Source organism: Rhodococcus marinonascens NBRC 14363 (genome assembly GCF_001894885.1).
GTDB classification, from domain to species: domain Bacteria; phylum Actinomycetota; class Actinomycetes; order Mycobacteriales; family Mycobacteriaceae; genus Rhodococcus_F; species Rhodococcus_F marinonascens.
This window is the reverse complement of record NZ_BCXB01000022.1, coordinates 13,266-37,685: the sequence shown is the minus strand read 5'-3', so window position 1 is coordinate 37,685 and position 24,420 is coordinate 13,266. Positions and strand designations below refer to the sequence as shown.

The following is a 24,420-nucleotide window of genomic DNA, read 5'->3' as shown; positions in this document are numbered from 1 at the left end:
CTTCAGGCGGGTTGCGGATGGAAGACGCTGGCACCCTGTGTCGCCGGGCCGACCGCGGCACGCAGGCCCGCGAACAACTCACGTCCGGTACCGACCCATTCGTCGGCGCCCAGCGTACGCCCGGTGATGGCACGAGCAGCTAACTCTCTGCCGTCGACCTGCACATTCACAGAACCGGACACCGCATCGACGGTGATGATGTCGCCGTCCCGGACCCGAGTGAGCGGTCCGTCCACGGCCGCTTCCGGGGTGAGATGGATGGCTGCGGGAACCTTGCCGGAGGCACCGGACATCCGACCGTCGGTGACCAGCGCGACTTGACGGCCCTGATCTTGCAGAACACCGAGCGCCGGTGTGAGTTTGTGCAATTCGGGCATTCCGTTGGCGCGCGGCCCCTGGTAGCGGAGCACGGCGACGAAGTCACAGTTCAGCGTGCCCGACTCGAATGCCGCGAGGAAGTCGAGTTGGTCGTCGAAAACCTTGGCGGGAGCGCTCACTACGAGGTGATCCTGGTGGACTGCCGATGTCTTCATCACGCACGTGCCCAGGTTCCCGGTGAGCATCTTGAGCCCACCGTTGATATCGAACGGATCTTCCGGACCCCGTAACACACTGGTGTCGAGGCTGATTCGCGTCCCCGGCTGCCATTCGACGCCGTCGTCGGACAGCTTCGGCTCCTCGGTGTAGCGATGGAGTCCCGGTCCGACGACCGTCTTGACGTCGTCGTGGAGCAGTCCCGCGTCGAGCATCGACGACACCACGTAGCCGAGGCCGCCAGCCGCGTGGAAGTGATTCACGTCGGCCGATCCATTCGGGTAGATCCGGGCGAGAAGTGGGACTACCGCCGACAGTTCATCCAGGTCATCCCAGGTGAGGGTAATTCCGGCGGCCCGGGCGATCGCCACGAGGTGCATGGTGTGGTTGGTCGAACCGCCCGTGGCGAGCAGAGCGACGCAACCGTTGACCACGGCGCGCTCGTCCACGACCTCGCCGACCGGGGTGTAGTCGTCACCGAGCGCGGTGAGTCCGGTGACCACCCTTCCCGCCTCCGAAGTGAGGGCGTCGCGCAACGGCGTATCGGGGTTCACGAAACTCGAACCGGGCAAGTGCAGGCCCATGACCTCCATGAGGAGTTGGTTGGAGTTGGCGGTGCCGAAGAATGTGCAGGTCCCGACGCCGTGATACGACGACGCCTCGGCGTCGAGCAACTCGGCGCGGTCGGCCTTGCCCTCCGCGTACAGCTGGCGCACGCGGGACTTCTCGTTGTTGGGCAAACCGGACGTCATCGGTCCCGCCGGGACGAAGAGCGTCGGCAGGTGTCCAAAACTCAGTGCGCCGATGAGCATTCCCGGGACGATCTTGTCGCAGACACCGAGCATCAGTGCGCCGTCGAACATGTCGTGAGACAGTCCGATCGCCGTCGCCATCGCGATGACGTCGCGGCTGAACAGCGACAGTTGCATTCCGTCACGACCCTGAGTGATGCCGTCGCACATGGCTGGAACACCACCGGCGAACTGGGCGATGCCACCCGCCTCCATGACAGCGGCCTTCAGTCGCTTCGGGAAGTCCTCGAACGGCCGGTGCGCCGACAGCATGTCGTTGTAGGACGAGACGATGGCAATGTTGGGCTTCACCATCCCGCGCAGTGCAGCCTTGTCCACCTTGCCCGAGGCAGCAAATCCGTGTGCGAGGTTGGCGCAGGCCAGGCGTCCGCGGGCGGGACCTCGGTTTCCTGCTTCCCGGATACGGTCCAGGTAGATCGTGCGCTCGGTCCTGCTGCGCTCGATGATGCGTTCGGTGACGGCGGCGAGTACGGGGTGAATGTCGTCGGTGCGACTACCTAGGTCGGTCATGCGGTGACTCCTTCGTGCCAGGCGCGTCCGTCGCGCTCGATCAGGGTGGTCGCGTCGGTCGGTCCGTTGGTACCCGCGGGGTAGCAGCGCGGGCCGCGCTCGGACACGTCCCAGCCGACGAGGATCTGCTCGACCCACTCCCAGGCGGCCTCCACCTCGTCTCGGCGCATGAACAGGGTCGGGTTACCCCGGACCACATCCATCAACAAGCGCTCGTAGGCGTCGGGCGAGGGACGCTTGAATGTCTCGATGTAGTTGAGGTCCAGCGACACCGGCTTGAACCGGATACCGCCGGGGCCCGGCTCCTTCGCCGTCATGTGCAGGCGCATGCCCTCGTGGGGCTGTAGTTGGATGACCAGGCGGTTGGGCTCACTGTGCCCCTCGCTTCCCGGGAACATGGAGTGCGGGACGGACTTGAACTGCACCACGATCTCCGAGCACCGACGGTCCATGCGCTTGCCGGTACGCAGGTAGAACGGCACGCCGGCCCAGCGCCAGTTCTGGATCTCGGCCTTGACGGCGATGAACGTCTCTGTCTGGCTTTCCGGGTTCTCGACCTCCTGTTGGTACCCGGGCACGGCCACGCCGTCGGCAAGTCCTGGGCCGTACTGGCCTGATACGACGCATTTTTCGAGGTCATCGTAGGTAATCTGCTTGAGCGCCTGCAGCACCTTGAGCTTCTCGTCTCGCACGGTCTCGCGATCGACGTAGGTGGGAGGCTCCATCGCGACGAGGCACAGCAGCTGCAACAGGTGGTTCTGCAACATGTCGCGGAGCGCACCCGCCGACTCGTAGTAACCGCCGCGGCTTCCGACTCCGAGCGATTCGACGACGTTGATCTGCACATGGTCGATGGACGTGTAATTCCACAGGGGTTCGAGGAACGTATTGGCGAAGCGAGTGACCAGTAGGTTCTGGACGCTCTCCTTGCCGAGGTAGTGGTCGATGCGGAAGATCTGCGACTCCTCGAAAACGGCGCCGACCGCCTCGTTGACGGCACGCGCCGAGTCGAGGTCGTGTCCGATCGGCTTCTCCAGCACGACGCGGGACTTCGCGTCGACGAGGTCCTCGAGCGCAAGGTTCTCGCAGATCGGCCCGAACAGGGCCGGAGCGCACGCGAGGTAGAACACCCGGATCGCGCCTTCCCGGAGCGCCAGACAGTCGTTCAGGCCGCCCCAGTTTGCCGGATCCGCGACATCGACACTGACGTATTCGAGCCGATTGACAAATCGCACGAGAGTCTCCGAATCCAGCTGATCGTCGGATACGAACCGCTCGAGCTCTCCCCGCATCTTGTCGCGGTAACCAGCTGTGTCGAGGCCTGCCCTCGAGGCACCGACCACACGGGTTTCAGCGGGCAGTTGGCCGTCCCGATCCCGCAGGTAGAGCGCGGGAAGGAGCTTGCGAACCGCAAGGTCGCCGGTTCCTCCGAACACGACGAAATCGCAGGGTTCCACGGTGGTCGCTGGTGGCATGTCATCCCTTTCCGAAAGCTGGCTTTGTGGGCCATCGCCGACGACAGTAGGCCACCTTTCGCTTTCGATCAACACATACTTAAGGCTTTTCCTGAACAAAGATCGGGGGATAGCGTTGTCAGGCACGCGTCCTGTTGGTTGAATGACCAACATGCGGACGCTTCGCTCGACGACCACCCCGGCGACGGGTGGCGACGTCTTCGCCCTCATTCGCGCCGGTCAAGCCACGACGCGCACCGAGATCGGGAACCTCACCGGCCTCTCCCGCACGGCTGTCGCGGCACGGGTGGCGACGCTGCAGGCGTCGGGACTCGTCGCCGAACGCGAGGAGGGCATTTCGACCGGCGGCCGGCCGCCGGCGAAGTTGTCGTTTCATGTACGTGCGGGTGTGGTGCTGTCGGCGGCCATCGGCCGGAGTCGCACCCAACTGGCAGTCTGCGACCTCGCCGGCGACGTCATCGTCGCCGAGGATGTGGAACAAGAGATCGGTGCCAGTCCGGCCGAGTTGATGCCCGTCATCGCCCAGCGTCTCGTCGCGCTGCGCAAGAGTCTGGGCGAGAACGCGAGACGGACGGTCGGGATCGGGATCAGTCTCCCTGGAACCGTCGACACCCAGCGCGGGTGCAGCCTCAACTCCCCCATGATGTCGGGCTGGGACGGCGTCCCTCTTCAACCGTTCCTCGCCGAGGTAACCGACGCACCGATATTCGTCGACAACGACGCCAACGTAATGGTTCTCGCGGAGCGGCGAGGAGACCGCCGCGACTTCGCCGACATGCTGCTGATCAAAGCATCCACCGGACTCGGGGCGGGCGTCGTATCCGGTGGCGCACTCCAGCGCGGCGCCCTCGGCGCGGCCGGCGAGATCGGGCACACGAAAACCGCAGCGGCACACGGCATGATATGCCGCTGCGGCGACGTGGGATGCATCGAAGCAGTGGCCGGCGGGTGGGCGCTGGTACGCAACCTGCAGGAGCAGGGACGCGAGATCACTCACATCCGTGACGTGATCGCACTTGCCCTGGCGGGCGATGCCGACGCTCGGCGAATGATCCGCGAGAGCGGGCGCCGGATCGGCGAGGTTTTGTCCGGGGCGGTCAATCTGCTCAACCCGGAGGTTCTGATCGTGGGCGGCGACATGGCACAGGCGTATGACACCTTCGTCGCCGGGCTACGCGAAACTCTCTACGGCAACGCAATATCCGTTGCAACCCAACAGCTTCAAATCCTACCCTGGACGCACGGGGAACTATCGGGAGTGGTCGGCAGTGCCACGATGGCACTCGACCACGTCCTCAGCGTGCGTGCTGTCGACCAACTACTCGCGCAACAGAAGTAGGCGGCTCCGCCGACTGCGCGGATGCTCACGAGCACACCGCGTTGACGTTTTCGGGTTCACGTTTCGTGCGATTGGCAGGGTGCCGATGGCCCCGAGCGGCGTCGGTGTGCCTCAACGAGATCGTCTTTCAGCTGCCCTGATCAATGGTTGCCGTGATGCCCCAGCAGCCCCAAGTTCAAGGAATCGTTTACTCCGGAGTTGTACCAGGGATCACCATATCCTAAGCCGAACTTCGCCCATGGGCTCGTACTCTGCTGTGATGGGCTCGGGGGAGGTCCCTGTGGCGGCGCCGGGTCCGCATTCGCCAGACCTGCACCGACTCCTAGGGAGCCCAGGCCAAGCCCTCCGCCCAACGCAACTGTCGCGACGATCTTTTTCAAGCTCATCGCAACAGCATGCCATCAAGTCCTGAAAAAATACTGAGAGAAGCTAAGTAATTCGGCGCGGTGGAGGCATTTGACGGTCTCTCCAATGTCGGGCATATCCGGAGAGTTCATCGATCACAGTGTCGTCCTCATGAGGCCAGATCCCTAGGCGGGGTGGATGCCTGGGCGTTACGCCACGCCCAGGAGTCGCCCGGTGTGGTCGAGGTTGCGGTCCACGGTGTGCTCGTCGGCGTCCACCGGCGCGGCCAAGCCTGGCATGAGTTCGTACAACGTCGGCTCCCACTGTTGGCACTGGTCGGGGAAGCAGGTGGCGAGGAGGTCGACCATGACGGACGGGGCGATCGACGCACCGGGTGAGGCGCCTAGGAGTCCGGCGATGGTGCCGTCCGCGGCGGTGACCAACTCGGTCCCGAAGGTCAGCACACCGATCCGTCGACGGTCGGGCTTGATCAGCTGAGCTCGCTGTCCTGCCTCCACGAGTACCCAGTCGGAGGGGTCGGCCGCGGGGTAGAAGCGTTGCAGTTGCGCGAACTTTCGCTTCCGCGACGCGAGCAGCTCAGCAAGCAGGTAGCGCACGAGCGACAGGTTCTGGATGCCGACCGCGAGCAGTACTGCGATATTGCGGAACCGGATGGTGGTGAAGAAGTCGATGAGTTTGCCATGCCTGAGAAGGTTGGTGCTGAACGTGGCGTAGGGGCCGAACATCACCGACGAGCGGCCGTCGACGACGCGCTTGTCGAGGTGAGGGACAGACATGGGAGGCGCACCGACGGAGGCCTGGCTGTAGACCTTCGCTTCGTGCTGCGCGACGACTGCGGGGTTGTCGGTGCGCAGGAACTGAGCGCCGATAGGGAACACGGTGTAGCCGCATATTTCCGGAATCTTGGCCTTCTGAAAGAGTTTGAGGGCGTACCCACCGGCTCCGACAAAGACGAACCGGGACTGGATCCGGAAGCGACGTCCCGAGTTCAGGTCGCGGCCGGTCACGGTCCACAGGCCGTCGGGACCCCGCGAGAGACCCATGACCTCGTGCCGCAGGTGGACGCCTGCGCCGCGGTCAGTCATGCTGCGCGCCAGGGCCCGGGTCAGTGCGCCGAAGTCGATGTCGGTGCCGGCCTCGTAGCGCGTTGCAGCCATCGATGAGGTATCGGTGCGGCCGTCCATCATCAGCGGTGCCCACTGGCGGATCATTTCGGGGTCTTCGGTGTACTGCATCGCCGAGAACAGCGGCGATCTTTGCAGTGTCGCGAATCGTTCACGCAGGTAGGCAACATCGCGTTCCCCGAATACGACGTCCATGTGCGGCGTCGGGTTGATGAACGACGCGGGGGCTGGCAGGTCGCCGTCCGCAACGAGGGAGGCCCAGAACTGTCGTGACAGGTGGAACTGGCGACCGATGGACTCGGCCTTCGTCGAATCACTCGCATCGGGCATGTAGTTGAGCTCGCACAGCCCGGAATGGCCTGTGCCGGCGTTGCTCCACGGGCCGGAGCTTTCGCCCGCGAGTTCGCCGAGCCGTTCGAGCATCACCACCGACCACTCGGGCTGCAGCTTGGTCAGCAGCGCGCCAAGCGTCGCGGACATGATGCCCCCGCCGACCAGGACGACATCGCGCACCTGCCTGTCGCTACCGAGTTCTGTTGGGGCGGGTCCGATTGTGCTCATGGGGCCTCCTGCTCACTGGTCGTTGCCCCTAGAGTGCTCCCCCACAATCCATCCGTCCAATGAAGTTTTCACGGGTTTACGATCCGATAATGGATGAATACTCGTTGGAGGAGGTGGCACGCATCGTGCCGTTACTCGCCGCCTTCGATGCCGCCGCCCAAGAAAGTCACATCACACGCGCGGCCGCGCTACTCGGCGTACCGCAATCGTCACTGAGCCGGCGCCTGAAGACCTTGGAACAGACACTGGGAGTGCCACTGTTCCAACAGGTCGGCCGCGGAGTGTCTCTTACCGTCGCGGGCCGCGAGCTCCACGAACGGACCCACCACCTGGTGCAGGCACTCGGCGACGCAGTGAGCGTGGTGCGCAGCAATGCCGACCCCGACAGCGGCCTCGTGCGCTTCGGCTTTCCGCTCACCCTCGGACCGGTGAGCATCCCCTCGATGCTCGCAGAGTTCCATGCAACCGCACCACGGATCCGGCTACACCTCGTCCAGGCCCACGGCGAGGCACTCGCCGAGATGGTGCGTGACGGCCGCCTGGACCTGGCTGTGATGATCCCACCTCCCGACGACCTCCCCGCGAAAGTCCTGGGACGTCAGCGAATCCTCCTGCACGTCGGACGCACACATCCGCTCGCCGCCCGGGCACAAGTCGATCTGGCCGATCTCGCACAGGAGTCCTTCATCGCCAGCCCGCCGTCCTATCACCTGCGCCGACTCCTCGACTTGTGGTGCTCCGACACCGGATTCGTCCCACGTGTGGCGTTCGAGATCAGCGAGTTCGAGACAATCCGAGTTCTCGTCGCTCACGGCCTCGGCGTCGCCCTGCTGCCAGCAGCCGAATCTCCTCAACCCGACCTCGTGAGCATTCCACTGTCCGGCGTGCGCGACCGTGCCATCGGGCTCGCTACAGGACATCACCGGCCAACCGCAGCCGTGGCCCGACTGCACGACCACATTGCCGCACATGCGAACGCATTCATCATGGACTTACACCCGTAACAGCTGGCCTGGATCTTTGCGATTCTCTACCTTCGCCGGGTTGAGTGACGAGCATCACGATAACTATAATCATCATATTGCGCGATATGGTTGCGCCATTCGAACGCGAAGGAATACTCATGACCGCTTCCCAGACGTCCGGCTCCTCCGTCACCATCGATACCGTCGTCGCCGACCGCGCCTTTCTCGAGTGCCCACGGTGGCGCGACGGGCGTGTGTGGGTGTCGGATCTGTATCGCCACGAGGTGATCTCGATCGGAACGACCGGCGACGTGCGGGTCGAGGCCACGCTCGACGGAGACGAGCCGTCCGGTCTGGGCTGGCTTCCCGACGGCCGGCTGCTGATCGTGTCGATGGAGCGGGGACTGCTGCTCCGCCGCGAGGACGACGGCACGCTCGTCACCCACGCCGACCTGTCGTCCACGGCAACGGGGAAGCTCAACGACATGGTGGTCGCCGAGGACGGCACTGCCTACATCGGCAGTTTCGGATTCGACTTCCGTGGAAGCTCGAGCATCGAACCTGCCAACCTCCTGTGTGTCGCGGCCGACGGCACATTCGGCATCGCTACAGGCGGCCTGCGGTTCCCCAACGGCATGGTGATCACCCCGGGCGGCGTCCTCGTCGTCGCAGAGAGCATGGGGAACAAGCTCACGGGGTTCGACATCGAACCGTCGGGCGAGCTGACGAATCGCCGCACCTGGGCGGCGTTCGGCCCCGAACTCCCGACGGACTCGGTGAAGGCGGCGATGAGTGCCGCCGCGGTCGCGCCGGACGGCATCTGCCTCGACACCGACGGCGCCGTGTGGGTCGCGGACGCACTGCACCGGAGCGTCATCCGGGTAGAGGAAGGTGGTGCGATCACCGACACCGTCGAGTTCCCCACCGCAGTGTTCGCGTGCATGCTCGGCGGCGAGGACGGACACACTCTCTACGCCTGCGCGGCACCGTCCTCGTCCGAGAAAGCGCGCCGGAACACCCGCGACGCGAGCCTGCTGGCCACCCAGGTAACACGCGCGCACGGCGGACGCCCCTGATGCACGAAAGGCGGGCGGCGACCGGCGTTGTCACCGCCCACCTTTGTGTACCACTCAGTACGGAACGAATTCCTTCGACGTCACCGGGAGATCCATTACCCGGTCGACCATGATGCGCTTGTGCGCAATCCTGAGGTCACCGTCCGATTCCACCAGTGAATCGGAATAGCGGCGGAAGAGGCGCTGCGAGGTCTCCGACATGAACATCGTCGCCTCGAAGTACGCGTCGACCACCCACGCATACCGCACAAGGACGTCCGCCGCCCTGTGCGCCTGACCTGCACTCACGTGCCCCATCAGAAATCCTCGCCGGTTCCCCGTGTTCGGTCAGTACAACTCGTAGTCGGTCAGGACCTTCTTGCCTGGCGTGTACTTCGCGGGAATCCGCTGCCATCCCATGTTGGTGCCCTGGTGCGGGTACGCCTGCAGCGAGTCGAATTCGACGGTGTAGTCGGGCATCCGCTCGAGTACCTGGGTGATGAGCGCCTTCGACATGTAGCGGCCCAGATGGGAACCGGCGCAGCGGTGCACACCGATGCCGAACGCGGTGTGCCGGTTGGGCCACCGCTCGATGTCGATGTCGTCGGGGTTCTCGAACAGTTTCGCGTCCCGGTTCGCGGAGGACCACGCGAGGAGGGCCCGATCGCCCTTCTTCATGGGACAGCCCCGGAACTCGGTGTCCTCGACCACGGTGCGGGCCAGCGCCTGCGTCGGCGAGAAGTATCGGAGGAACTCCTCGACGGCGTGATCCATGAGGCTCGGATCGTCGATCAACCGATTCCGCACGTCGGTGTGCCGCGCCAACCACACGAGCGACTGGCTGACCAGTGACGCCGTGGTGCCGACGCCGCCGGCGAGTAGCAGTTCCAGCATGGCGAATGCTTCGAAGTCGTCGATCGTGCGGTCGTCGAGTTCCTGCTGGACCAGGTAGCTGATGATGTCGTCGGTGGGGTTCTCCCGGCGGGCGGTGATCGTCTCGCGCATCCGCTCGGAGAGGTATGGGAACTCGACTTCCATCGCATGCTTGTAGTCGTCACTGCTCGGGATTCCGGCCAGGGCCTGATGATGAGCGTGCGAATAGCGCTTCCAGTCGGCGAGATCGAGCCCTAGCCAGTCGACGGTGACGATGGACGGCACTGCGATCACGGACGTGAGGTCGCATTCGCCGTCCTCGATCACGCTGTCGATGAAACCGTCTGTGTGCCGGTCCACGAGCTTCTTCATCCGCTCCACGGCGGCGGGCGCCGTGATCGGATTGACGATCTTGCGGTACTTGCGGAACTCCGGTGGATCGAGCTCGATCGGTATGTGGAAGTGCATGGGCGTCTTGGGAATCACCACCGAGAGCCCTTCTCCGCCGTCATCGGTGCGCGCTGAGGAGAACACCTCGTCGTCGCGTGCGGCTTCGAACACCGACTCGTAATCACTGAGCACCCAATAGCCGCCGTGGGCCTCGCTCCAGCCGATTCCGCCGTTCTCGCGAATCTTCCGGTACGAGCCGATCGGATCGGCCGAATGCTCCTGGGAGTTGTGATCGAAATGAATGACCGGGCATCGATTCGCCGTGTCCATCGCCGCGGAAACCTCCTGTCTCATGGCCGCTGCCATCTCCTGCTAATGGTTATAACAGATGCTATAGTAAGCCAGATCACATCGCCAGCGTCGAAGCAATCGAGGTTTCAACCAGCTGCCGGGGATTCAGGACAGCTGGCTCACTGAAAGGAGACGACCATGAAGGTCGAAGTCGACGAGATTCATTGCCAAGGTCACGGCCTGTGCCAGATGACCTCACCGGATGTGTTCGGCCTCCGCGACGAGGACGGCCACTCGTACGTCTTGCCCGACGGGGCGAACCCGACGCACGAGAAGTCGGCACGTCAGGCGGCGGCGGCCTGCCCAGAACGCGCCATCACCGTCACATCGGATTGACGACGAGAAAGGCCCCGGACTTTGCGCCCGGGGCCCTTGTCAGCACGGTGTCAGCCGAGCGCCCTGTCCCACTGGATGACCTGACCGAGAAGCTCTGGATACTTGCGTTGGGCGTAACGGGTGTACGCGTTGATGTGCTCACGCATCCGCTCCTCGGACTCCGCGGGATCACGACGCGCGAGGGCCTCGTAGATGTCGGCGTGCGCCACGATGATCGCCTCCCGGCGGTGCGGTGGATAGTCGATCCCGATGACGGTGCCGTCCATGATGCCCAGCAACGAATCGACGATGTACCCGAACAGAGGATTCCCGGAGGACCACGCGATCAGATCATGGAAGCTCTTGTTGGCCTCGAGGAAGACGTGCTGGTCGGACAGCGAATCCCGCATCTGCACGATGGTGGCGTCGAGAGACTTCAGCGTTTCGTCGTCCATTCGTTCCGCGGCGAGACGACTGATCATCGGCTCGAGGGCGGTCCGCGCTTCAGCGATGACGCTGAACGGCGCCTGCTTGAGCTGCATCAGCAGAATGATCGTGCCAGCCAGGTGCGATCCGTCAGGGTCGAGCAGGATCGGCCCACCTTTCGGGCCAGGCTTCAGCGCAATGACGCCCTGAAATTCGAGCAGCCGCAGCGCCTCACGAAGGGTTCCACGGCCGATCTGGTACTTCTCGAGCATCACCCGCTCGGAGGGGAGCAGGTCGCCGGCTTTCAACCCTCCGCGCGTCGTGTCTCGAATGATATGCTGCGCCACCACCATTGCTGCCTTCGGTGCTCTGCCCGCAATCATCTGACTCTCCTTCGTCCGCGAGCGGTCGCCGCTCGCGCGATCGCCCCGGCATCTGCCCCCGGAAACGCTCGCCGCCGTCACTACTCAAATACTCGAGATTGTAACGGATCAATATCTACGATTATAACGGATTACGACGGCGCCTTGCCGAGTATTCCGCGACACCCGACTTCACCCCCGACGAGATGCAGGAGGCCGCGATGACCGATGTCGCTTTCGAGGACGTCGACTCGACACTGTGGATCCGCTTGAACCGGCCCGAACGCATGAATGCCTTCGATGCGGACATGTGCGCAGAGATAGTCGACGCACTGCACGACGCGGCCGGATACCGCTCCGTCGTGATCACCGGGACCGGCCGGAGCTTCTGCGCCGGCGGTTCCCTCGGACAGCTCAGCGAGCCGACGGTCAAGGAGATGCGCGGCCTGTACCGCGCGTCGCTCCAGCTGTTCGACGCGATCCGCATGTGCCCTCGGCCCGTCGTCGCCGCGGTCAACGGCGCCGCCGCCGGCGGAGGCAACGAACTCGTCGTCGCGTGTGACCTCGCGGTCGCCGCACGGTCTGCGACGTTCGGGCAGACCGGACCGCGCGTGGGAAGTTCGCCCGTCAGTGGCGCCACGAACGTCATGGGCGTGCAGATCGGCGAGAAGCGGGCGAAGGAACTCGCCCTACTCTGCCGCAGGTATTCCGCAGACCGCGCGTACGAGATGGGACTGGTGAACGAGGTCGTCGACGACGATGCTCTCACGGAATCCGTTCGGGCACTGTGCAAGGAATTCGAACTGCTCAGCCCCCGCTATCTCGAGATCACGAAGACGAGCTCCAACATCTGGTGGAACTCGGCGCGCGATTCCTTCACCAACGGGCTCGGAATGCTCATCCAGGCGATCGGCAGCGAAGACATGCTCGAGGGCGCCCAGGCATTCCTCGAGAAGCGCCCGCCCCAGTTCCCGCCCGCAGAGTAACCATGAACCGAGCGCTTCAACGCCTGGCAGCCAGGACGCGATCCGCGGCCTGGCTGCCAGGTACGCCCTCGCCGGTTCCATGTCATGAGGAGGAAAGTCATGCCAGAGATCCATGCCGGACTCGAACGGCGTATCACGCGACTCGAGGATCGGGCCCGCATTCAGGACCTCGCGGCCGCTTACGCCATCGCGGTCGACGATCACGACATCGACACCCTGGTGGGTCTGTTCAGCGAGGACGGCACGTTCGAACGCGCCGGCGTCGTCTCCCGGGGACACGAGGAAATCCGTGCGTTCTACGTACAGGCGATGGATCGCTACTCCCTGACCTTGCACACCCCCCAGAGCAATCAAATCGCGGTGGACGGCGACCACGCCAAGGGATTGCTGACCGGTCAGGCCGAGCTCGCCCTCGACGGAACGCTGGTGATGGCGGCGTACCGGTACTCGGACGCCTATGTCCGGTGCGGTGGTCGCTGGCTGTTCACGAGCCGACGCCTCCGTTTCCTCTACGCCGTGCCGTTCCGCGACCTGGAGACCGCGGTCACCACGACGGACCGCATCTGCTGGCCAGGGACGGATCCCCGGCCGGCGGAATACCCGGAAACGCACGCGACCTGGGCTACCTATCGCTGATCGCTGATCGCCGACCTCATACCTGCCGGGCAAGCGCTTATGCCTGCCGCGGCGCGAAAACCAGGCGGCGCGGCGCATAGGCGGCGCCGAGGGTCTGCACCTCGCGGCCGTCGCGGCCGGCGGGTCCGTGCTTCAGGTCGTCGTAGAGCGAGAATGTCCGACAGTTCCGCGCACTGCTCCTGCATGTCGGGCGGTACGTAGCTTCCACCCTCTGCGGTCCGCGGTGACGTTCACTTTCGGTCAGGGCCGTCTTGGCTCCGAGTTTGTGGGCTATAACCCAGGATTCGAGTTCTTTGCAGTAACGGACTGACTGTCGCTCGTTTTCGTGCACACGATCGCCTCTTCTGGGTCAATTTGACGGGCTATCGGTAGCTGACGCCCAGAGCGGCTCCGCACACGAATCGACAGGGAGGTCGCGCTCCTTTCGCATGGGACTCAACAGGAGGACCAGCCCGCACGGAGCGATCAGGAGTGCCATGATCCACATGGTTGCGCCGAGGCCAACGACGTCGCCGAGGAAGCCTGCCAGGAGCGCACCGAACGGGATGGTGCTGTGCAGTACGAACATGCTGCTGGCCACTACCCTGCCGAGAAGCTTAGGTGGACAGTAGTTCTGGCGGAAGCTGCCGAGCACGACATTGCAAGAGACGACTCCGGCGATCACCACCATGCCGCCGACACAGAACAAGAGTAGACCGACTCCCGGTGTGGTGAGTGGTGTCAGCAGGATGAAAGGCCCAGTCACCAACTGGAGTACGACGACGCTTCGTGCAGTTCCAAACCGTCGGCCGAGCGGGCGGGCAATTATCGATCCGAGAATGCCGCCCAGTCCGGCGACAGCTACGAGGCCGCCGACGACGGAGGTGCTCACACCGACGGCCTGTACGAGAAATATGATCTGGATGGTTGTGTACCCGCTCAAGCCGAGGTTCAGCAGGGTGCCGTAGATGATGATCGGCCGCAGGTACGGGTCCCGGGCGACGAATCGTAGACCGATGGCGATCTGCCGCCGAAGTGATTCCTCATACTCCGACTGGGGCTTGGCCTGTTCCCGGGTGCGAATCAACAACATGCACACGAGGCAGAAGACGAAGGTCAACGCGTCGGCGAACAGCCCGACGGCTGCACCGAATACTGCGATCACCAGGCCGCCCAGAGCCGGGCCGACCACCCGAGTGGCTGCCTCCGCGCCTTGGAGCTTGGCGTTCCCTTCGACTAGATCCCCCTTGGAAAGGATTGTGGGCAAGTACGAGTGATAAGCGGTTTGGAAGAACACCGTGGCGGTGCCGGTGAGCAGCGCGACTACCAGGAGGTGTCCGTATGTCGTGACATCCAGCCACCAGGCGATGGAGACGCTCGTGAAGAGACTCGCGGACGCGGCATGGCAAACGATCATGATCGGTCTGCGAGGCAGACGGTCGATCCATGCACCCGCAGGCAGGCCGACGATCAGCCAGGGCAACCACACAGCCGATGCCAAAAGCCCGATCTGGAAAGGGCTTGCAGACAGGGTTAGGAGCGCGATCAGCGGCAGCACCACGGTCGTGATGCCGTTGCCAAGTCCGCTTACCGCGTCTCCCATCCACAGCAGCCGGAAATCTCGCTGAGCGAGGACTCCCCAGAACCCCGCACGCTTTGTGGGCAGCGCTACCTCGGTCACGTGTCCACCCATCTCTTGGCGGCCGCTCGAGCACTGGAACCGTTCCGCGACGTGGCGGTATGTCCATCCGTCGTCGACGACGAGGGTGGCCACGGCCAGCCGAGAGATGGCGTTGGCATGCATCATGATGCGTGAGACATGATAGGGCAGGTGACATATGGGCGCGCATCGCCTATTCACACCGGTGTTCGGCACCAAGGCACTGAGACTGTCGAACCAGGCGGCACCGCCACAGGCCCGTTCGACGCAATAGGCGAGGTTGCGCTCTGCCTCCTCGTCGGTGCCGAAGAAGTTTCCGATCGCCGACGTGTACGGCGGCGGCGTCACCCGGTTTCGGAACTACATCGGACCGATCTCGGACGACTGCAGCAGATGTGGATACGCCGACCGCGTATCGGAATCGTCGTGCGACTGGGCACGCCTCAGAGTCGTCCGCCTCGGCCGTCGCCTGCCATTTTGGTGGAGTCGTGGCTGACGGCGACCCGAACGGGGTCGACTTCGATGACCACGCGGTTCTCGCTGTCGAGCAGTCGCGCGAACGACGCGGGGTCACCGGGGGCGAGCCGTGCGGAGAAGGCCGGGTAGAACCAGTCCTTCGTCGCGCGGTCGGTGTGGACGGTCGCCCGCCCGCGGACAGCGAGCATGCGACGCCCGGGCAGCGCTGTTCCCGCATTCGAGATCACGAGCGTGACCCTCGGATCACAGGCTGCGGCCCTCGCGTGCGACCGATCGGCGGCCGCGGTGAGCCAGAAAGTGCCATCGTGATGGAGAAAGCTCATCACGACACCGGCAGGCCAGCCTTTCTCGGTGGTGAACGAGAACGTGCACTCGGTCTGCGCGCCCAGTAGCTCGCGCATACCGCGGGGATCGACGCGCGCCGAGCGGAGGTCCTCGTTGTCATCCACTCCCAGAACGGGTTTGCCGGTCATTTCACGCACAGCCCGGCATCGACGGTGAAGGTGACCCCGGTGACGTACCGCGCCTCGTCACTGCCGAGGAACAGCACGGCATTGCTGATGTCGGTCGGGTCGACCCACGGCACGGGCAGCATGTTGAGCGACATGAATCCCGGTATCGCCTTGTCCTGGGACGGTTCGGGTTCGCCGGGCGACATTATCGCGTACATGCCCGGATTCTGGATCATGAGGGTGTCGACACTGCCGGGATGGATGGTGTTCACCCGAATGCTGTACGTCCCAAGCTCCTTGGCCATGGTCCGCATCAGGCCGACTATTGCGTGTTTGGCGGCCACGTAGTGCCCGGCCCCTGGCAACCCCTTGAGCCCGGCGGTCGAACTGGTGAACAGGATGGACCCACCGCGGCCGGCGTCGATCATGCTCGGGATCGCGACCTTGGCCGTGTTGTACACGCCGGTCAGATTGACGTCGATCATGTCCTGCCACTGCTGCGCGGTGAGCTCCCACGACTGTCCGAAGGTGATGATGCCGGCGTTGGCGACGACGATGTCGACGTGGCCGAACTCCTCGATACCCGTGTCGAAGGCCTTCTGGAGACCGGCGACGTCGCGCACGTCGACCTTGACGGCCACGATTCGCCTGCCGAGCGCCTCCACCTGTGCGACGGTCTCCTGGAACTCCTGATCGGTGGCAAGAGGATAGAACGGCGTAACCGTGTCGATGTTCTCGCAGATATCGACCGCGATGATGTCTGCGCCCTCCCCGGCCAGCCGTAATGCGTGACTGCGCCCCTGCCCCCGCGCGGCACCCGTGATGAATGCGACCTTGCCCTCTACACGACCTGACATGTTGGGAAACCTCCTGAAGGTGTTGTGTGGATCAGAGCCGGAAGCACGGACGCGCCGACGCCCTCGAGTACGCGCGCACCATCGACAACGTTTAAGGCCACGCCGCGGGGATCGACGCGCGCCGAGCGGAGATCCTCGTTGTCATCTACTCCCAGAACGGGTTTGCCGGTCATTTCACGTACGCTCCCGCATCGACAGGGAAGGTGACCCCGGTGACGTACCGCGCCTCGTCACTGCCGAGGAACAGCACGGCATTGCTGATGTCGGTCGGGTCGACCCACGGTACGGGCAATGTGTTGAGCGACATGAATCCCGGCATCGCCACGTCCAGGGAGGGCTCGGGTTCGTCGGGTGAGAACACCGAGTACACACCCGGATTCTGGAGCATCGGGGTGTCGACGTTGGTGGGATGGATGGTGTTCACCCGAATGCTGTACTGCCCGAGCTCCTTGGCCATGGTCCGCATCAAACCGACCATTCCGTGCTTGGCGGCCACGTAGTTCCCGGCCCCTGGCATCCCTTTGAGCCCGCAGATCGAACTGGTGAACAGGATGGACCCACCACGGCCGGCGTCGATCATGCTCGGGATCGCGACCTTGGCCGTGTTGTAGACACCGGTCAGATTGACGTCGATCATGTCCTGCCACTGCTGCGCCGTGAGCTCCCACGACTGCCCGAAGGTGATGATGCCGGCGTTGGCGACGACGATGTCGACGTGGCCGAACTCCTCGATACCCGTGTCGAAGGCCTTCTGGAGACCGGCGACGTCGCGCACGTCGACCTTGACGGCCACGATTCGCCTGCCGAGCGCCTCCACATGCGCGACGGTCTCCTGAAACTCCTGATCGGTGGCAAGAGGATAGAACGGCGTAACCGTGTCGATGTTCTCGCAGATATCGACCGCGATGATGTCTGCTCCCTCCCCGGCCAGCCGTAATGCGTGACTGCGCCCCTGCCCCCGCGCGGCACCCGTGATGAATGCGACCTTGCCCTCTACACGACCTGACATGTTCGGAAAACCTCCTGAAGGTGTTGTGTGGGTCAGACGATCGCAAGTTCGGCGAGTTCTCTCTCAGTCGGCGCCACGAGATCGGCCACAGTCGTCACGCCTCGACCGCCAGATATGGCGCCCGAAGATCCCGCTTCATGATCTTGCCGGTCGGCACCTTCGGCAGTGCGTCCACGAAGTCGACCGACCGCGGCTTCTGATACGACGCAAGATTCTTCTTCGCCGTCTCGATGATCTCGGCCGACGTGATCAGCAGGTAGGAGACGGTCTTCACTGTTGCCTCGTCGATCCTCGACGAGGCGGTTGGTGGTGATGTGGCGGCGCTGGTCTGTCTGCGTCTCATACGCCAACCCGCAACGCGCAAGTGCATTTTCGATGTCATCTCTGATCGACATTCCGGTTCCTCCGAACCGAGTACTGTTGTGATGACGTCACTTTATACGAATGATGCGCATGGAACTAGTGGGTAGCACAATTATCTCGGAGCAGCGGATACTTCAGAGCGCCGGGCGGCGAAGCCGACTACTCCACCGTCCACGTGTCGTGACCGGCCAGTAGTCGCTGCAGCGAGCCGTCGTCGACGGGGTCCTTCTCCCTCGCAAGCTCGTTCTGCAGGCGCACCATGTCGTCGTACGTGTCCCGCGCGACGCTGCGGAACACGCCGGTCACGCTGTGGGTGAGGTCCTGGTCGGAGAGTCTCGACAATGCGTACGCGTAGTCGGGGTTGTCGGTGTGGGCGTCGTGCACGACGATCTCGTCCCGGTCGACGTCGGCGGTCGCGACCACCTTCAGCCCGAAACCCGATCGGACGACGCAGTATTCACCGGCACCTCCGAACACGATCGGCTCGCCGTGGGTCAGCGGGATCAGTCGCTGCTCCGAACCGTCCTTGCGCAATACATCGAATGATCCGTCGTTGAAGATCGGGCAGTCCTGGTAGATCTCCACGAACGAAGTGCCTCGGTGCGCCGCCGCCTGCCGCAGCACCTCCGTCAGCCCCTTGCGGTCCGAGTCCATCGCACGGGCCGCGAACGTCGCCTCAGCTCCCAGTGCGAGAGACAGTGTGTTGAACGGGTGATCCACCGACCCCAGCGGTGTCGACTTGGTGACCTTGCCGACCTCCGAGGTCGGTGAGTACTGCCCCTTGGTCAGCCCGTAGATCCTGTTGTTGAACAGCAGGATCGTCATGTTGACGTTTCTCCGCAGGGCGTGGATGAGATGGTTGCCCCCGATCGAAAGTGCGTCACCGTCGCCGGTGACCACCCACACCGACAGGTCGGGGCGTGTCACGGCGAGACCCGTCGCGATGGCTGGCGCGCGACCGTGGATCGAGTGCAGGCCGTAGGTGTCGAGGTAGTACGGGAACCGGCTCGAGCATCCGATTCCGGAAACGAACATCATGTTCTCGCGTCGGAGTCCCAACTCCGGCAGGAAGCTTCGGATCGTGGCGAGGATGACGTAGTCGCCGCACCCTGGACACCAGCGGACCTCCTGCCCCGTGGCGAAATCCTTGGCTTTCTGCGGTTCGTCGGTCTTGGGGACATGCGCGGTGGCGCTCAGCCCCAGATCTGCACCTACCCGGTCGATCATCCGTGTCACGCCGATTCCTCCTGCACTGTTGCGGTCGTTCGGTAGGTTGCCGACGCGAGCGCGTCGGAGGTCTTCGCGAGCTCGTGCTCACGCAGCGTTCCTGCCAGCGCGGAGTCGATCACCTTGTGCAATTCGTCGCTGAGGAAGGCGAGTCCCTGCACCTTCGTCACCGACTGGACGTCGACGAGGAACCTCGAACGGAGGATCATCGCGAACTGACCCAGATTCATCTCCGGTGCTACGACGGTCCTGTAGCTGCGAAGCACCGCACCGAGGTTCGCGGGCAGCGGATTGAGGTTGCGCACGTGCACGTGGGCCACCTTCTTGCCCTCACGACGAGCACGCCTGCATGCCTCGCCGATGGGCCCGTACGAACTTCCCCATCCGACGAGCAACAGGTCAGCCTTCCCCGAGGGGTCGTCAACGACCACCTCGGGAACCGCGATTCCGTCGATCTTCGCCTGACGCAACCGCACCATGAGGTCGTGATTGGCAGGATCGTAGGAGATGTCGCCGCTGCCGTCTGACTTCTCGAGTCCGCCGATCCGATGCTCGAGTCCGGGTGTTCCCGGTATCGCCATCGAACGCGCGAGCGTCTCCCGGTCGCGGGCGTACGGTGCGAACTCGCCGTCCACAGGTGGTGCCGTCTCGCAGCCTGGATCGATCCGGGCCAGTTCGGACACGTCCGGGATGGCCCACGGCTCGCTGCCGTTCGCGATGGCACCGTCCGACAGCAACAGCACCGGTGTGCGGTACGTGAAAGCGATCCGGGCGGCCTCGACCGCGGCATCGAAACAGTCCGCGGGTGAGCGCGGTGCGACCACCGCGACGGGCGATTCGCCGTTGCGCCCGTACATCGCCTGCAGCAGGTCGGACTGCTCGGTCTTCGTCGGGAGCCCGGTGGACGGGCCGCCGCGCTGGACGTCGATCACCAGCAGTGGAACCTCCGTCATCACCGCCAACCCGATCGCTTCGCTCTTCAGCGCCAGCCCTGGCCCGGAGGTGCTCGTCACCCCGAGCGCACCCCCGATCGACGCACCCAGCGCCGCACCGATGCCGGCGATCTCGTCCTCGGCCTGGAAGGTGGTGACACCGAGGTTCCGGTGTTTGCTCAGCTCGTGCAGGATGTCCGACGCCGGGGTGATCGGATAGGTGCCGAGAAAGACGTCCCGCGAAGCCAACTGCCCCGCAGTCACCACCCCGTAGGCAAGGGCCGTGTTCCCGGTGACCTGACGGTAGGTGGCGGGCGGCAATGCCGCAGCCGACACCTCGTATGTGGTCGCGAAACTCTCCGTCGTCTCCCCGTAGTTCCACCCAGCCTTGAACGCGAGGAAATTGCCCTCCGCGATCTGCGGCTTCGCTGCGAACTTGGTCCGCAGGAACCGCTCGATGCTGTGGGTGGGACGGTTGTACATCCACGACAGCAGCCCGAGAGCGAACATGTTCTTCGCCCGCTCGCCGTCCTTCCGGCTCAGGCCGGCCGGTTCCACCGCGCCGACCGTCAACGTCGACATCGCCACCGGATGCACCACGTAGTCGTCGAGGGAGTCGTCGTCGAGGGGACTCGCGGCGTAGTCGACCTTCGAGAGATTCCGCTTGGTGAACTCGTCCGTGTTCACGATGATCATGCCTCCGCGCGGCAGATCGGCCAGGTTCGCCTTCAGTGCCGCCGGGTTCATTGCGACCAGGACGTCCGGGCGGTCGCCGGCCGTGAGAATGTCGTAGTCCGCGATCTGGATCTGGAACGACGACACACCGGGCAGCGTGCCCTGAGGCGCCCGGATCTCGGCGGGAAAGTTGGGCTGAGTGGCGAGGTCGTTGCCGAACGCCGCAGCCTCCGAGGTGAACCGGTCGCCGGTCAACTGCATGCCGTCACCCGAGTCGCCGGCAAAGCGGATGGCCACCCGCTCCAGTTTCGTGGAGTTTGCCTCCGTCGTCATCGATGCACCAAGATCTCTCTACCTAGTGGCGGTCCTTGATCAGCTGTTTCGCGAGGGAATCGAGGATGACCTCGGTGGATCCCTCGTAGATCCTCATCGGCCGTGCTTCGCGGTACAAGCGTTCCAGCTTTCCGCCGCGCACGAGTCCGAATCGGCCCATAATCTGCACCGACCGGTCGATCACCCGGGCGGCCATTTCGGTCGCTCCGACCTTGGCCATCGACGACAGGTGGAGGTTGCCGCGGGCGTCGCGGGCGGCCGCCGCGGCCGCGCGGTAGGTGAGCGAACGGGCCATCTCGATGTCGGTCCAGCTTGAGGCGAGGTGCTCGGGCACCGAACCCAGCCGGGACAGATTCACTCCGAATTGCTCGCGACCATTGGCGTGGCGCACCGCTTCGCGCAACGCTGCCTCGGCCATCCCCACCGCGGCGCCCGCGACGGAGACGCGGAATGTGGCGAGTGTCGCGAGCACGAGACCGAAGCCCTTGCCCTGTTCGCCGATACGGTTGCCGATCGGCACTTCGGCGTTCTCGAGGATCACGTCGCCGAGGACGTGCGGGGCGATGATCTGGTGCGGCCGCTGCGTCGACAGACCGGGAGCGTCCGTTGGCACCAGGACCAGTGAGTATCCGTCGCCCTCGCGCGCCAGAATGCTATAGAAGTCGGCGTCGCCCCCGTTGGTGATGAACGACTTGTGTCCGTTGACCACCAGCTTTCCGTCGCGCTCGACGACTGTGGTGGTCAGCGCTTTCAAATCGGATCCGACGTGGGGTTCGGTGAGCCCGAGAGCAGCGATGGCGTCGAGGTTCGCAACCTTCGGCAGCCATTCGCGCTGCAGTTCCTCGGATCCGCCGACGGCGATGCCGTAGCTGCCGATGCCCTGCATCGCGAACAGGGAATCGAGATGCGCCGACTCCGCGGCCAGTTGCTCGCGGACGAGGGTGACGGCCAGGGAATCGACCCGTTCGTAGCGTCCGCCGAATCGAGCGGGAACGACGACGCGGGCCAGACCGGATGCCCGCAACCGCTTCCGGGTGTCAGTGTCGAGGCTATCGGCTTCGTCGGCGCGCGCCGCGATATCGGCACACGACGCAGCGAGATCCCGCGCTTCCGCCTGCAAGTCTCGGTACTCGGCCGGTAGCGCGAAGAGTTCCTGCTGATCGATACTCACGTCGTACTCCATTCTTCATGATTCTCGAAAGACGCGTCGGCCGCCGGGCACGTGTTGAGGCATTCGGGACGTGAACTGCATCACCACCGGTAATCTATGATCACAATAGCAAGGGATACCCAGTCGTCGACGACTATGCGCGGAGGACCATCAGATGACAGGATCGACCGACCGGAGGGATCACGGCCCCTTCGATCCCAGCCAGGCGTTCGACCTGACGGGGCGCACCGCCATCGTCACCGGCGGCAGCCGCGGACTGGGCCGTGCCATGGCTTTCGGGCTCGCCGCCGCCGGATGCGACGTGGTCGTCGCCAGTCGTGACCTCGAGTCCTGCAAGACCACTGCCGACGAGATCACTGCCCTGACCGGCCGCATGGCCCTCCCCTACAGCGTTCACGTGGGGAAATGGGACTCGATCGACGGGCTCGTTGACGCCGCCTACGGCCACTTCGGCAAGGTTGACGTCCTCGTCAACAACGCGGGAATGTCGCCGCTCTACGAGAGCCTCGACACGGTCAGCGAGACCCTGTTCGACAAGGTTCTCGGCGTCAACCTCAAGGGCCCGTTCCGGCTCACTTCGCTCGTCGGAACGCGCATGGCCGAGGGCGACGGTGGATCCATCATCAACATTTCGAGCGTCGGCGCGGTCCACCCGCGGCCCGAGATCCTCCCCTACGCGGCCGCCAAGGCCGGCCTCAACGCACTGACCGCAGGATTCGCGCGCGCATTCGGCCCCACGGTCCGCACCAACGCCATCATGGCGGGCACGTTCCTCACCGACGTGAGCAACGCGTGGGACAAGGATGCGTTCGCGGCCCGCGCCGAGACATTCGCCGCGAAGCGCGGTGGGCAGCCCGAAGAAATCGTCGGCGCCGCGCTCTACCTCGCCAGCGACGCGTCCAGCTACACCACCGGTTCCGTCATCACCGTCGACGGCGGTCAGCCATGACCACAGCCTTCGCAGAATGCTAACCCCGCCCCGCCCCGCCACCTGCCCCGGCTCCCGATGCAGATCCCCTGGCCGCCATCGGTATCGACCTCCGAACACCTCTGGAATCGTCCGGGTCGGCTCTTGGTGCGAGTGTCCTCCGCGTGTGCGGGGCGCAGCCAGAGCAAGTGGAGGCCGCCTGATTGATCGCAAGCAAAGATGTCCGGCGGCGGGCCGTAGCTCAGATGTTGTCCTGCCCCGAGCGGACTTGCGCCACACGGTCAGCGGCCTCCCGATAGGAGGTGTGCCCGTTGGACCGATCGAGGAGGCGGAGAGTCATTTCGCCTCGTGTGTAGCGATCGGTGAAGTACGTGCCCCGAATCCATTCCGGGCAAGATCAGAGCGCGGTGGCGAGGTTGTCGAGAGCCATCGAGAGTCCTTCGCGAGTGCCGGCGATCATGTCGTCACCCACAAACGAGCAGATCTGCGAGACCACGGTGACCTCGGTCCCGATGTCATTCGGATCGAGGCTCCAGGTCACCAACGAGATAGCCAGTGGTTCCGAGTCCAGCGATATCGTCTCGCTATAAACCACACGAACACCCTCTTTGATATCGAGGTAGCGGACTCGGCCAGTGAGTTCTGCCTGACCGACAGGCCCGCACCGGAAGTCATCCACCCCGTCCAGGTCGAACGAGGTGCTTACGTACACCACCTCGTGCCCCTCGGGTGCCGTCCAGGAAGCACGCCGCTCAACGTCTGCATAGGCCGCGAAGATCTTGTCCGGCGACACCGGATAACTGCGGGCCACCTCCACTGTGCTGTGACTCAGGGTGGGAGTGCTCATCAGGGTCCTTTCTGGTTGGTCTGATCTGTCGAGTCGGCGGCCGTCAGGGCAGCGACCACCTCGTCGAGCCGGTCCAAACGTGCCTCGTAGCGATTTCGCCTGCTTGCCGACCACCGCTCCAGGCGCGAAAGTCCGTCTTGGCGTAGTTCATACACCCTGGTCCGTCCGACCTTGCGTGATACGACCAAATCGGCCGATTCGAGGTGCTGCAAGTGTTGGACCACTGCGGCCAAGGACATATCAAGCGGTCCCGCGAGCGCCGATGTGGTCGCGGGCCCGTAGGCCAGACGCGTGATGACGTCGCGCCGGGCGGGATTCGCCAGCGCTTTGAAGACTGCATCGATGTCATCGGGCACGCCACAACCGTAGGCATAGGCACTGATGACAGTCAAGTAATCACTTAAGTATTAATGCACCGCACGTAGGAGAA

22 protein-coding genes and 1 pseudogene are annotated in these 24,420 nt (G+C 64.3%); 7 read left to right on the top strand and 16 right to left on the bottom strand.

All coding sequences use genetic code 11. The features are described 5' to 3' along the window. Window positions 1-2: 2 nt before the first annotated feature. Window positions 3-1,856: a phosphogluconate dehydratase gene (gene edd / locus RM2_RS15860; protein WP_072690522.1), complete on the bottom strand. Its 1,854-nt coding sequence runs from the start codon at window positions 1,854-1,856 to the stop codon at window positions 3-5. Continuing rightward, window positions 1,853-3,331 carry a glucose-6-phosphate dehydrogenase gene (gene zwf / locus RM2_RS15855; RefSeq protein WP_072690521.1) on the bottom strand — a complete coding sequence of 493 codons (1,479 nt, stop codon included), beginning with the start codon at window positions 3,329-3,331 and terminating at the stop codon, window positions 1,853-1,855. The genes edd and zwf overlap by 4 nt, the downstream gene beginning before the upstream one ends. A gap of 151 nt (window positions 3,332-3,482) precedes the next feature. Between zwf and RM2_RS15850 the strand changes: the two genes are divergently transcribed. Beyond that, the gene (locus RM2_RS15850) at window positions 3,483-4,670 is read left to right on the top strand and encodes an ROK family transcriptional regulator (RefSeq protein WP_072690520.1); all 1,188 of its coding nucleotides are present in this window, start codon (window positions 3,483-3,485) and stop codon (window positions 4,668-4,670) included. 554 nt (window positions 4,671-5,224) lie between these two features. Here the strand turns inward: RM2_RS15850 and mqo are convergent. Continuing rightward, window positions 5,225-6,721 carry a malate dehydrogenase (quinone) gene (gene mqo / locus RM2_RS15845; RefSeq protein WP_072690519.1) on the bottom strand — a complete coding sequence of 499 codons (1,497 nt, stop codon included), beginning with the start codon at window positions 6,719-6,721 and terminating at the stop codon, window positions 5,225-5,227. Between the two features lie 89 nt (window positions 6,722-6,810). On the opposite strand from mqo, the gene RM2_RS15840 reads away from it, so the two are divergent. Beyond that, window positions 6,811-7,725, top strand: a complete 915-nt coding sequence (locus RM2_RS15840; RefSeq protein WP_072690518.1) for a LysR substrate-binding domain-containing protein — start codon at window positions 6,811-6,813, stop codon at window positions 7,723-7,725. A gap of 119 nt (window positions 7,726-7,844) precedes the next feature. Then, complete coding sequence (locus RM2_RS15835) at window positions 7,845-8,762, top strand: SMP-30/gluconolactonase/LRE family protein (protein WP_072690571.1); 918 nt, start codon at window positions 7,845-7,847, stop codon at window positions 8,760-8,762. Between the two features lie 54 nt (window positions 8,763-8,816). Here the strand turns inward: RM2_RS15835 and RM2_RS15830 are convergent, their stop codons facing one another. Continuing rightward, window positions 8,817-9,059 (bottom strand): hypothetical protein, encoded by a 243-nt coding sequence (locus RM2_RS15830; protein WP_072690517.1) that lies wholly within the window; start codon window positions 9,057-9,059, stop codon window positions 8,817-8,819. A 30-nt stretch (window positions 9,060-9,089) separates the two neighbouring features. Beyond that, window positions 9,090-10,334 (bottom strand): cytochrome P450, encoded by a 1,245-nt coding sequence (locus RM2_RS15825; RefSeq protein WP_072690570.1) that lies wholly within the window; start codon window positions 10,332-10,334, stop codon window positions 9,090-9,092. Window positions 10,335-10,493: 159 nt separating this feature from the next. On the opposite strand from RM2_RS15825, the gene RM2_RS15820 reads away from it, so the two are divergent. Then, window positions 10,494-10,691: a ferredoxin gene (locus RM2_RS15820; protein WP_072690516.1), complete on the top strand. Its 198-nt coding sequence runs from the start codon at window positions 10,494-10,496 to the stop codon at window positions 10,689-10,691. Window positions 10,692-10,741: 50 nt separating this feature from the next. Here the strand turns inward: RM2_RS15820 and RM2_RS15815 are convergent, their stop codons facing one another. Then, window positions 10,742-11,479, bottom strand: coding sequence for a FadR/GntR family transcriptional regulator (locus RM2_RS15815; RefSeq protein ID WP_245813985.1), 738 nt, complete (start codon window positions 11,477-11,479; stop codon window positions 10,742-10,744). A gap of 200 nt (window positions 11,480-11,679) precedes the next feature. On the opposite strand from RM2_RS15815, the gene RM2_RS15810 reads away from it, so the two are divergent. After that, window positions 11,680-12,444: an enoyl-CoA hydratase/isomerase family protein gene (locus tag RM2_RS15810; RefSeq protein ID WP_072690569.1), complete on the top strand. Its 765-nt coding sequence runs from the start codon at window positions 11,680-11,682 to the stop codon at window positions 12,442-12,444. A gap of 99 nt (window positions 12,445-12,543) precedes the next feature. Then, entirely contained in the window at window positions 12,544-13,080 is a 537-nt protein-coding gene (locus RM2_RS15805) for a nuclear transport factor 2 family protein (RefSeq protein WP_245813984.1), read from the top strand. A gap of 349 nt (window positions 13,081-13,429) precedes the next feature. Here RM2_RS15805 and RM2_RS15795 read toward each other — a convergent pair whose 3' ends face one another. The 8 genes and pseudogenes from RM2_RS15795 to RM2_RS15760 all read right to left on the bottom strand — a co-directional run bounded on the left by RM2_RS15795 (window position 13,430) and on the right by RM2_RS15760 (window position 22,215). Next, window positions 13,430-15,067 carry an MFS transporter gene (locus RM2_RS15795; RefSeq protein ID WP_245813982.1) on the bottom strand — a complete coding sequence of 546 codons (1,638 nt, stop codon included), beginning with the start codon at window positions 15,065-15,067 and terminating at the stop codon, window positions 13,430-13,432. A gap of 95 nt (window positions 15,068-15,162) precedes the next feature. Next, on the bottom strand, window positions 15,163-15,669 hold the full coding sequence (locus tag RM2_RS15790; RefSeq protein WP_072690512.1) for a pyridoxamine 5'-phosphate oxidase family protein: 507 nt from the start codon (window positions 15,667-15,669) through the stop codon (window positions 15,163-15,165). Further along, window positions 15,666-16,505: a mycofactocin-coupled SDR family oxidoreductase gene (locus RM2_RS15785; protein ID WP_072690511.1), complete on the bottom strand. Its 840-nt coding sequence runs from the start codon at window positions 16,503-16,505 to the stop codon at window positions 15,666-15,668. Before RM2_RS15785 ends, RM2_RS15790 begins: the two co-directional genes overlap by 4 nt. Before the next feature lie 169 nt (window positions 16,506-16,674). Continuing rightward, window positions 16,675-17,514: a mycofactocin-coupled SDR family oxidoreductase gene (locus RM2_RS15780; protein ID WP_072690510.1), complete on the bottom strand. Its 840-nt coding sequence runs from the start codon at window positions 17,512-17,514 to the stop codon at window positions 16,675-16,677. Between the two features lie 94 nt (window positions 17,515-17,608). Next, window positions 17,609-17,761 (bottom strand): annotated as a pseudogene (locus RM2_RS15775) (AMP-binding enzyme); the annotation flags it as partial. A 275-nt stretch (window positions 17,762-18,036) separates the two neighbouring features. Next, entirely contained in the window at window positions 18,037-19,104 is a 1,068-nt protein-coding gene (locus tag RM2_RS15770) for a 2-oxoacid:ferredoxin oxidoreductase subunit beta (protein WP_072690567.1), read from the bottom strand. Between the two features lie 5 nt (window positions 19,105-19,109). After that, on the bottom strand, window positions 19,110-21,044 hold the full coding sequence (locus tag RM2_RS15765) for a 2-oxoacid:acceptor oxidoreductase subunit alpha (protein ID WP_072690508.1): 1,935 nt from the start codon (window positions 21,042-21,044) through the stop codon (window positions 19,110-19,112). Between the two features lie 22 nt (window positions 21,045-21,066). Beyond that, window positions 21,067-22,215 carry an acyl-CoA dehydrogenase family protein gene (locus RM2_RS15760; protein ID WP_245813980.1) on the bottom strand — a complete coding sequence of 383 codons (1,149 nt, stop codon included), beginning with the start codon at window positions 22,213-22,215 and terminating at the stop codon, window positions 21,067-21,069. Between the two features lie 154 nt (window positions 22,216-22,369). Between RM2_RS15760 and RM2_RS15755 the strand changes: the two genes are divergently transcribed. Further along, window positions 22,370-23,164, top strand: a complete 795-nt coding sequence (locus RM2_RS15755) for an SDR family NAD(P)-dependent oxidoreductase (RefSeq protein WP_072690506.1) — start codon at window positions 22,370-22,372, stop codon at window positions 23,162-23,164. 376 nt (window positions 23,165-23,540) lie between these two features. Here RM2_RS15755 and RM2_RS15750 read toward each other — a convergent pair whose 3' ends face one another. Together RM2_RS15750 and RM2_RS15745 are read right to left on the bottom strand one after the other, a co-directional pair. Continuing rightward, the gene (locus tag RM2_RS15750; RefSeq protein ID WP_072690505.1) at window positions 23,541-23,990 is read right to left on the bottom strand and encodes an SRPBCC domain-containing protein; all 450 of its coding nucleotides are present in this window, start codon (window positions 23,988-23,990) and stop codon (window positions 23,541-23,543) included. Further along, on the bottom strand, window positions 23,990-24,346 hold the full coding sequence (locus RM2_RS15745; protein ID WP_072690504.1) for an ArsR/SmtB family transcription factor: 357 nt from the start codon (window positions 24,344-24,346) through the stop codon (window positions 23,990-23,992). The genes RM2_RS15750 and RM2_RS15745 overlap by 1 nt, the downstream gene beginning before the upstream one ends. Between the last annotated feature and the right edge of the window lie 74 nt (window positions 24,347-24,420).

Coding starts and splice junctions, on each gene's coding strand:
- edd (WP_072690522.1), bottom strand. CDS start 1,856: ATGACCGACCTAGGTAGTCGCACCGACGACATTCACCCCGTACTCGCC.
- zwf (WP_072690521.1), bottom strand. CDS start 3,331: ATGCCACCAGCGACCACCGTGGAACCCTGCGATTTCGTCGTGTTCGGA.
- RM2_RS15850 (WP_072690520.1), top strand. CDS start 3,483: ATGCGGACGCTTCGCTCGACGACCACCCCGGCGACGGGTGGCGACGTC.
- mqo (WP_072690519.1), bottom strand. CDS start 6,721: ATGAGCACAATCGGACCCGCCCCAACAGAACTCGGTAGCGACAGGCAG.
- RM2_RS15840 (WP_072690518.1), top strand. CDS start 6,811: ATGGATGAATACTCGTTGGAGGAGGTGGCACGCATCGTGCCGTTACTC.
- RM2_RS15835 (WP_072690571.1), top strand. CDS start 7,845: ATGACCGCTTCCCAGACGTCCGGCTCCTCCGTCACCATCGATACCGTC.
- RM2_RS15830 (WP_072690517.1), bottom strand. CDS start 9,059: ATGGGGCACGTGAGTGCAGGTCAGGCGCACAGGGCGGCGGACGTCCTT.
- RM2_RS15825 (WP_072690570.1), bottom strand. CDS start 10,334: ATGGACACGGCGAATCGATGCCCGGTCATTCATTTCGATCACAACTCC.
- RM2_RS15820 (WP_072690516.1), top strand. CDS start 10,494: ATGAAGGTCGAAGTCGACGAGATTCATTGCCAAGGTCACGGCCTGTGC.
- RM2_RS15815 (WP_245813985.1), bottom strand. CDS start 11,479: ATGATTGCGGGCAGAGCACCGAAGGCAGCAATGGTGGTGGCGCAGCAT.
- RM2_RS15810 (WP_072690569.1), top strand. CDS start 11,680: ATGACCGATGTCGCTTTCGAGGACGTCGACTCGACACTGTGGATCCGC.
- RM2_RS15805 (WP_245813984.1), top strand. CDS start 12,544: ATGCCAGAGATCCATGCCGGACTCGAACGGCGTATCACGCGACTCGAG.
- RM2_RS15790 (WP_072690512.1), bottom strand. CDS start 15,669: ATGACCGGCAAACCCGTTCTGGGAGTGGATGACAACGAGGACCTCCGC.
- RM2_RS15785 (WP_072690511.1), bottom strand. CDS start 16,505: ATGTCAGGTCGTGTAGAGGGCAAGGTCGCATTCATCACGGGTGCCGCG.
- RM2_RS15780 (WP_072690510.1), bottom strand. CDS start 17,514: ATGTCAGGTCGTGTAGAGGGCAAGGTCGCATTCATCACGGGTGCCGCG.
- RM2_RS15770 (WP_072690567.1), bottom strand. CDS start 19,104: ATGATCGACCGGGTAGGTGCAGATCTGGGGCTGAGCGCCACCGCGCAT.
- RM2_RS15765 (WP_072690508.1), bottom strand. CDS start 21,044: ATGACGACGGAGGCAAACTCCACGAAACTGGAGCGGGTGGCCATCCGC.
- RM2_RS15755 (WP_072690506.1), top strand. CDS start 22,370: ATGACAGGATCGACCGACCGGAGGGATCACGGCCCCTTCGATCCCAGC.
- RM2_RS15750 (WP_072690505.1), bottom strand. CDS start 23,990: ATGAGCACTCCCACCCTGAGTCACAGCACAGTGGAGGTGGCCCGCAGT.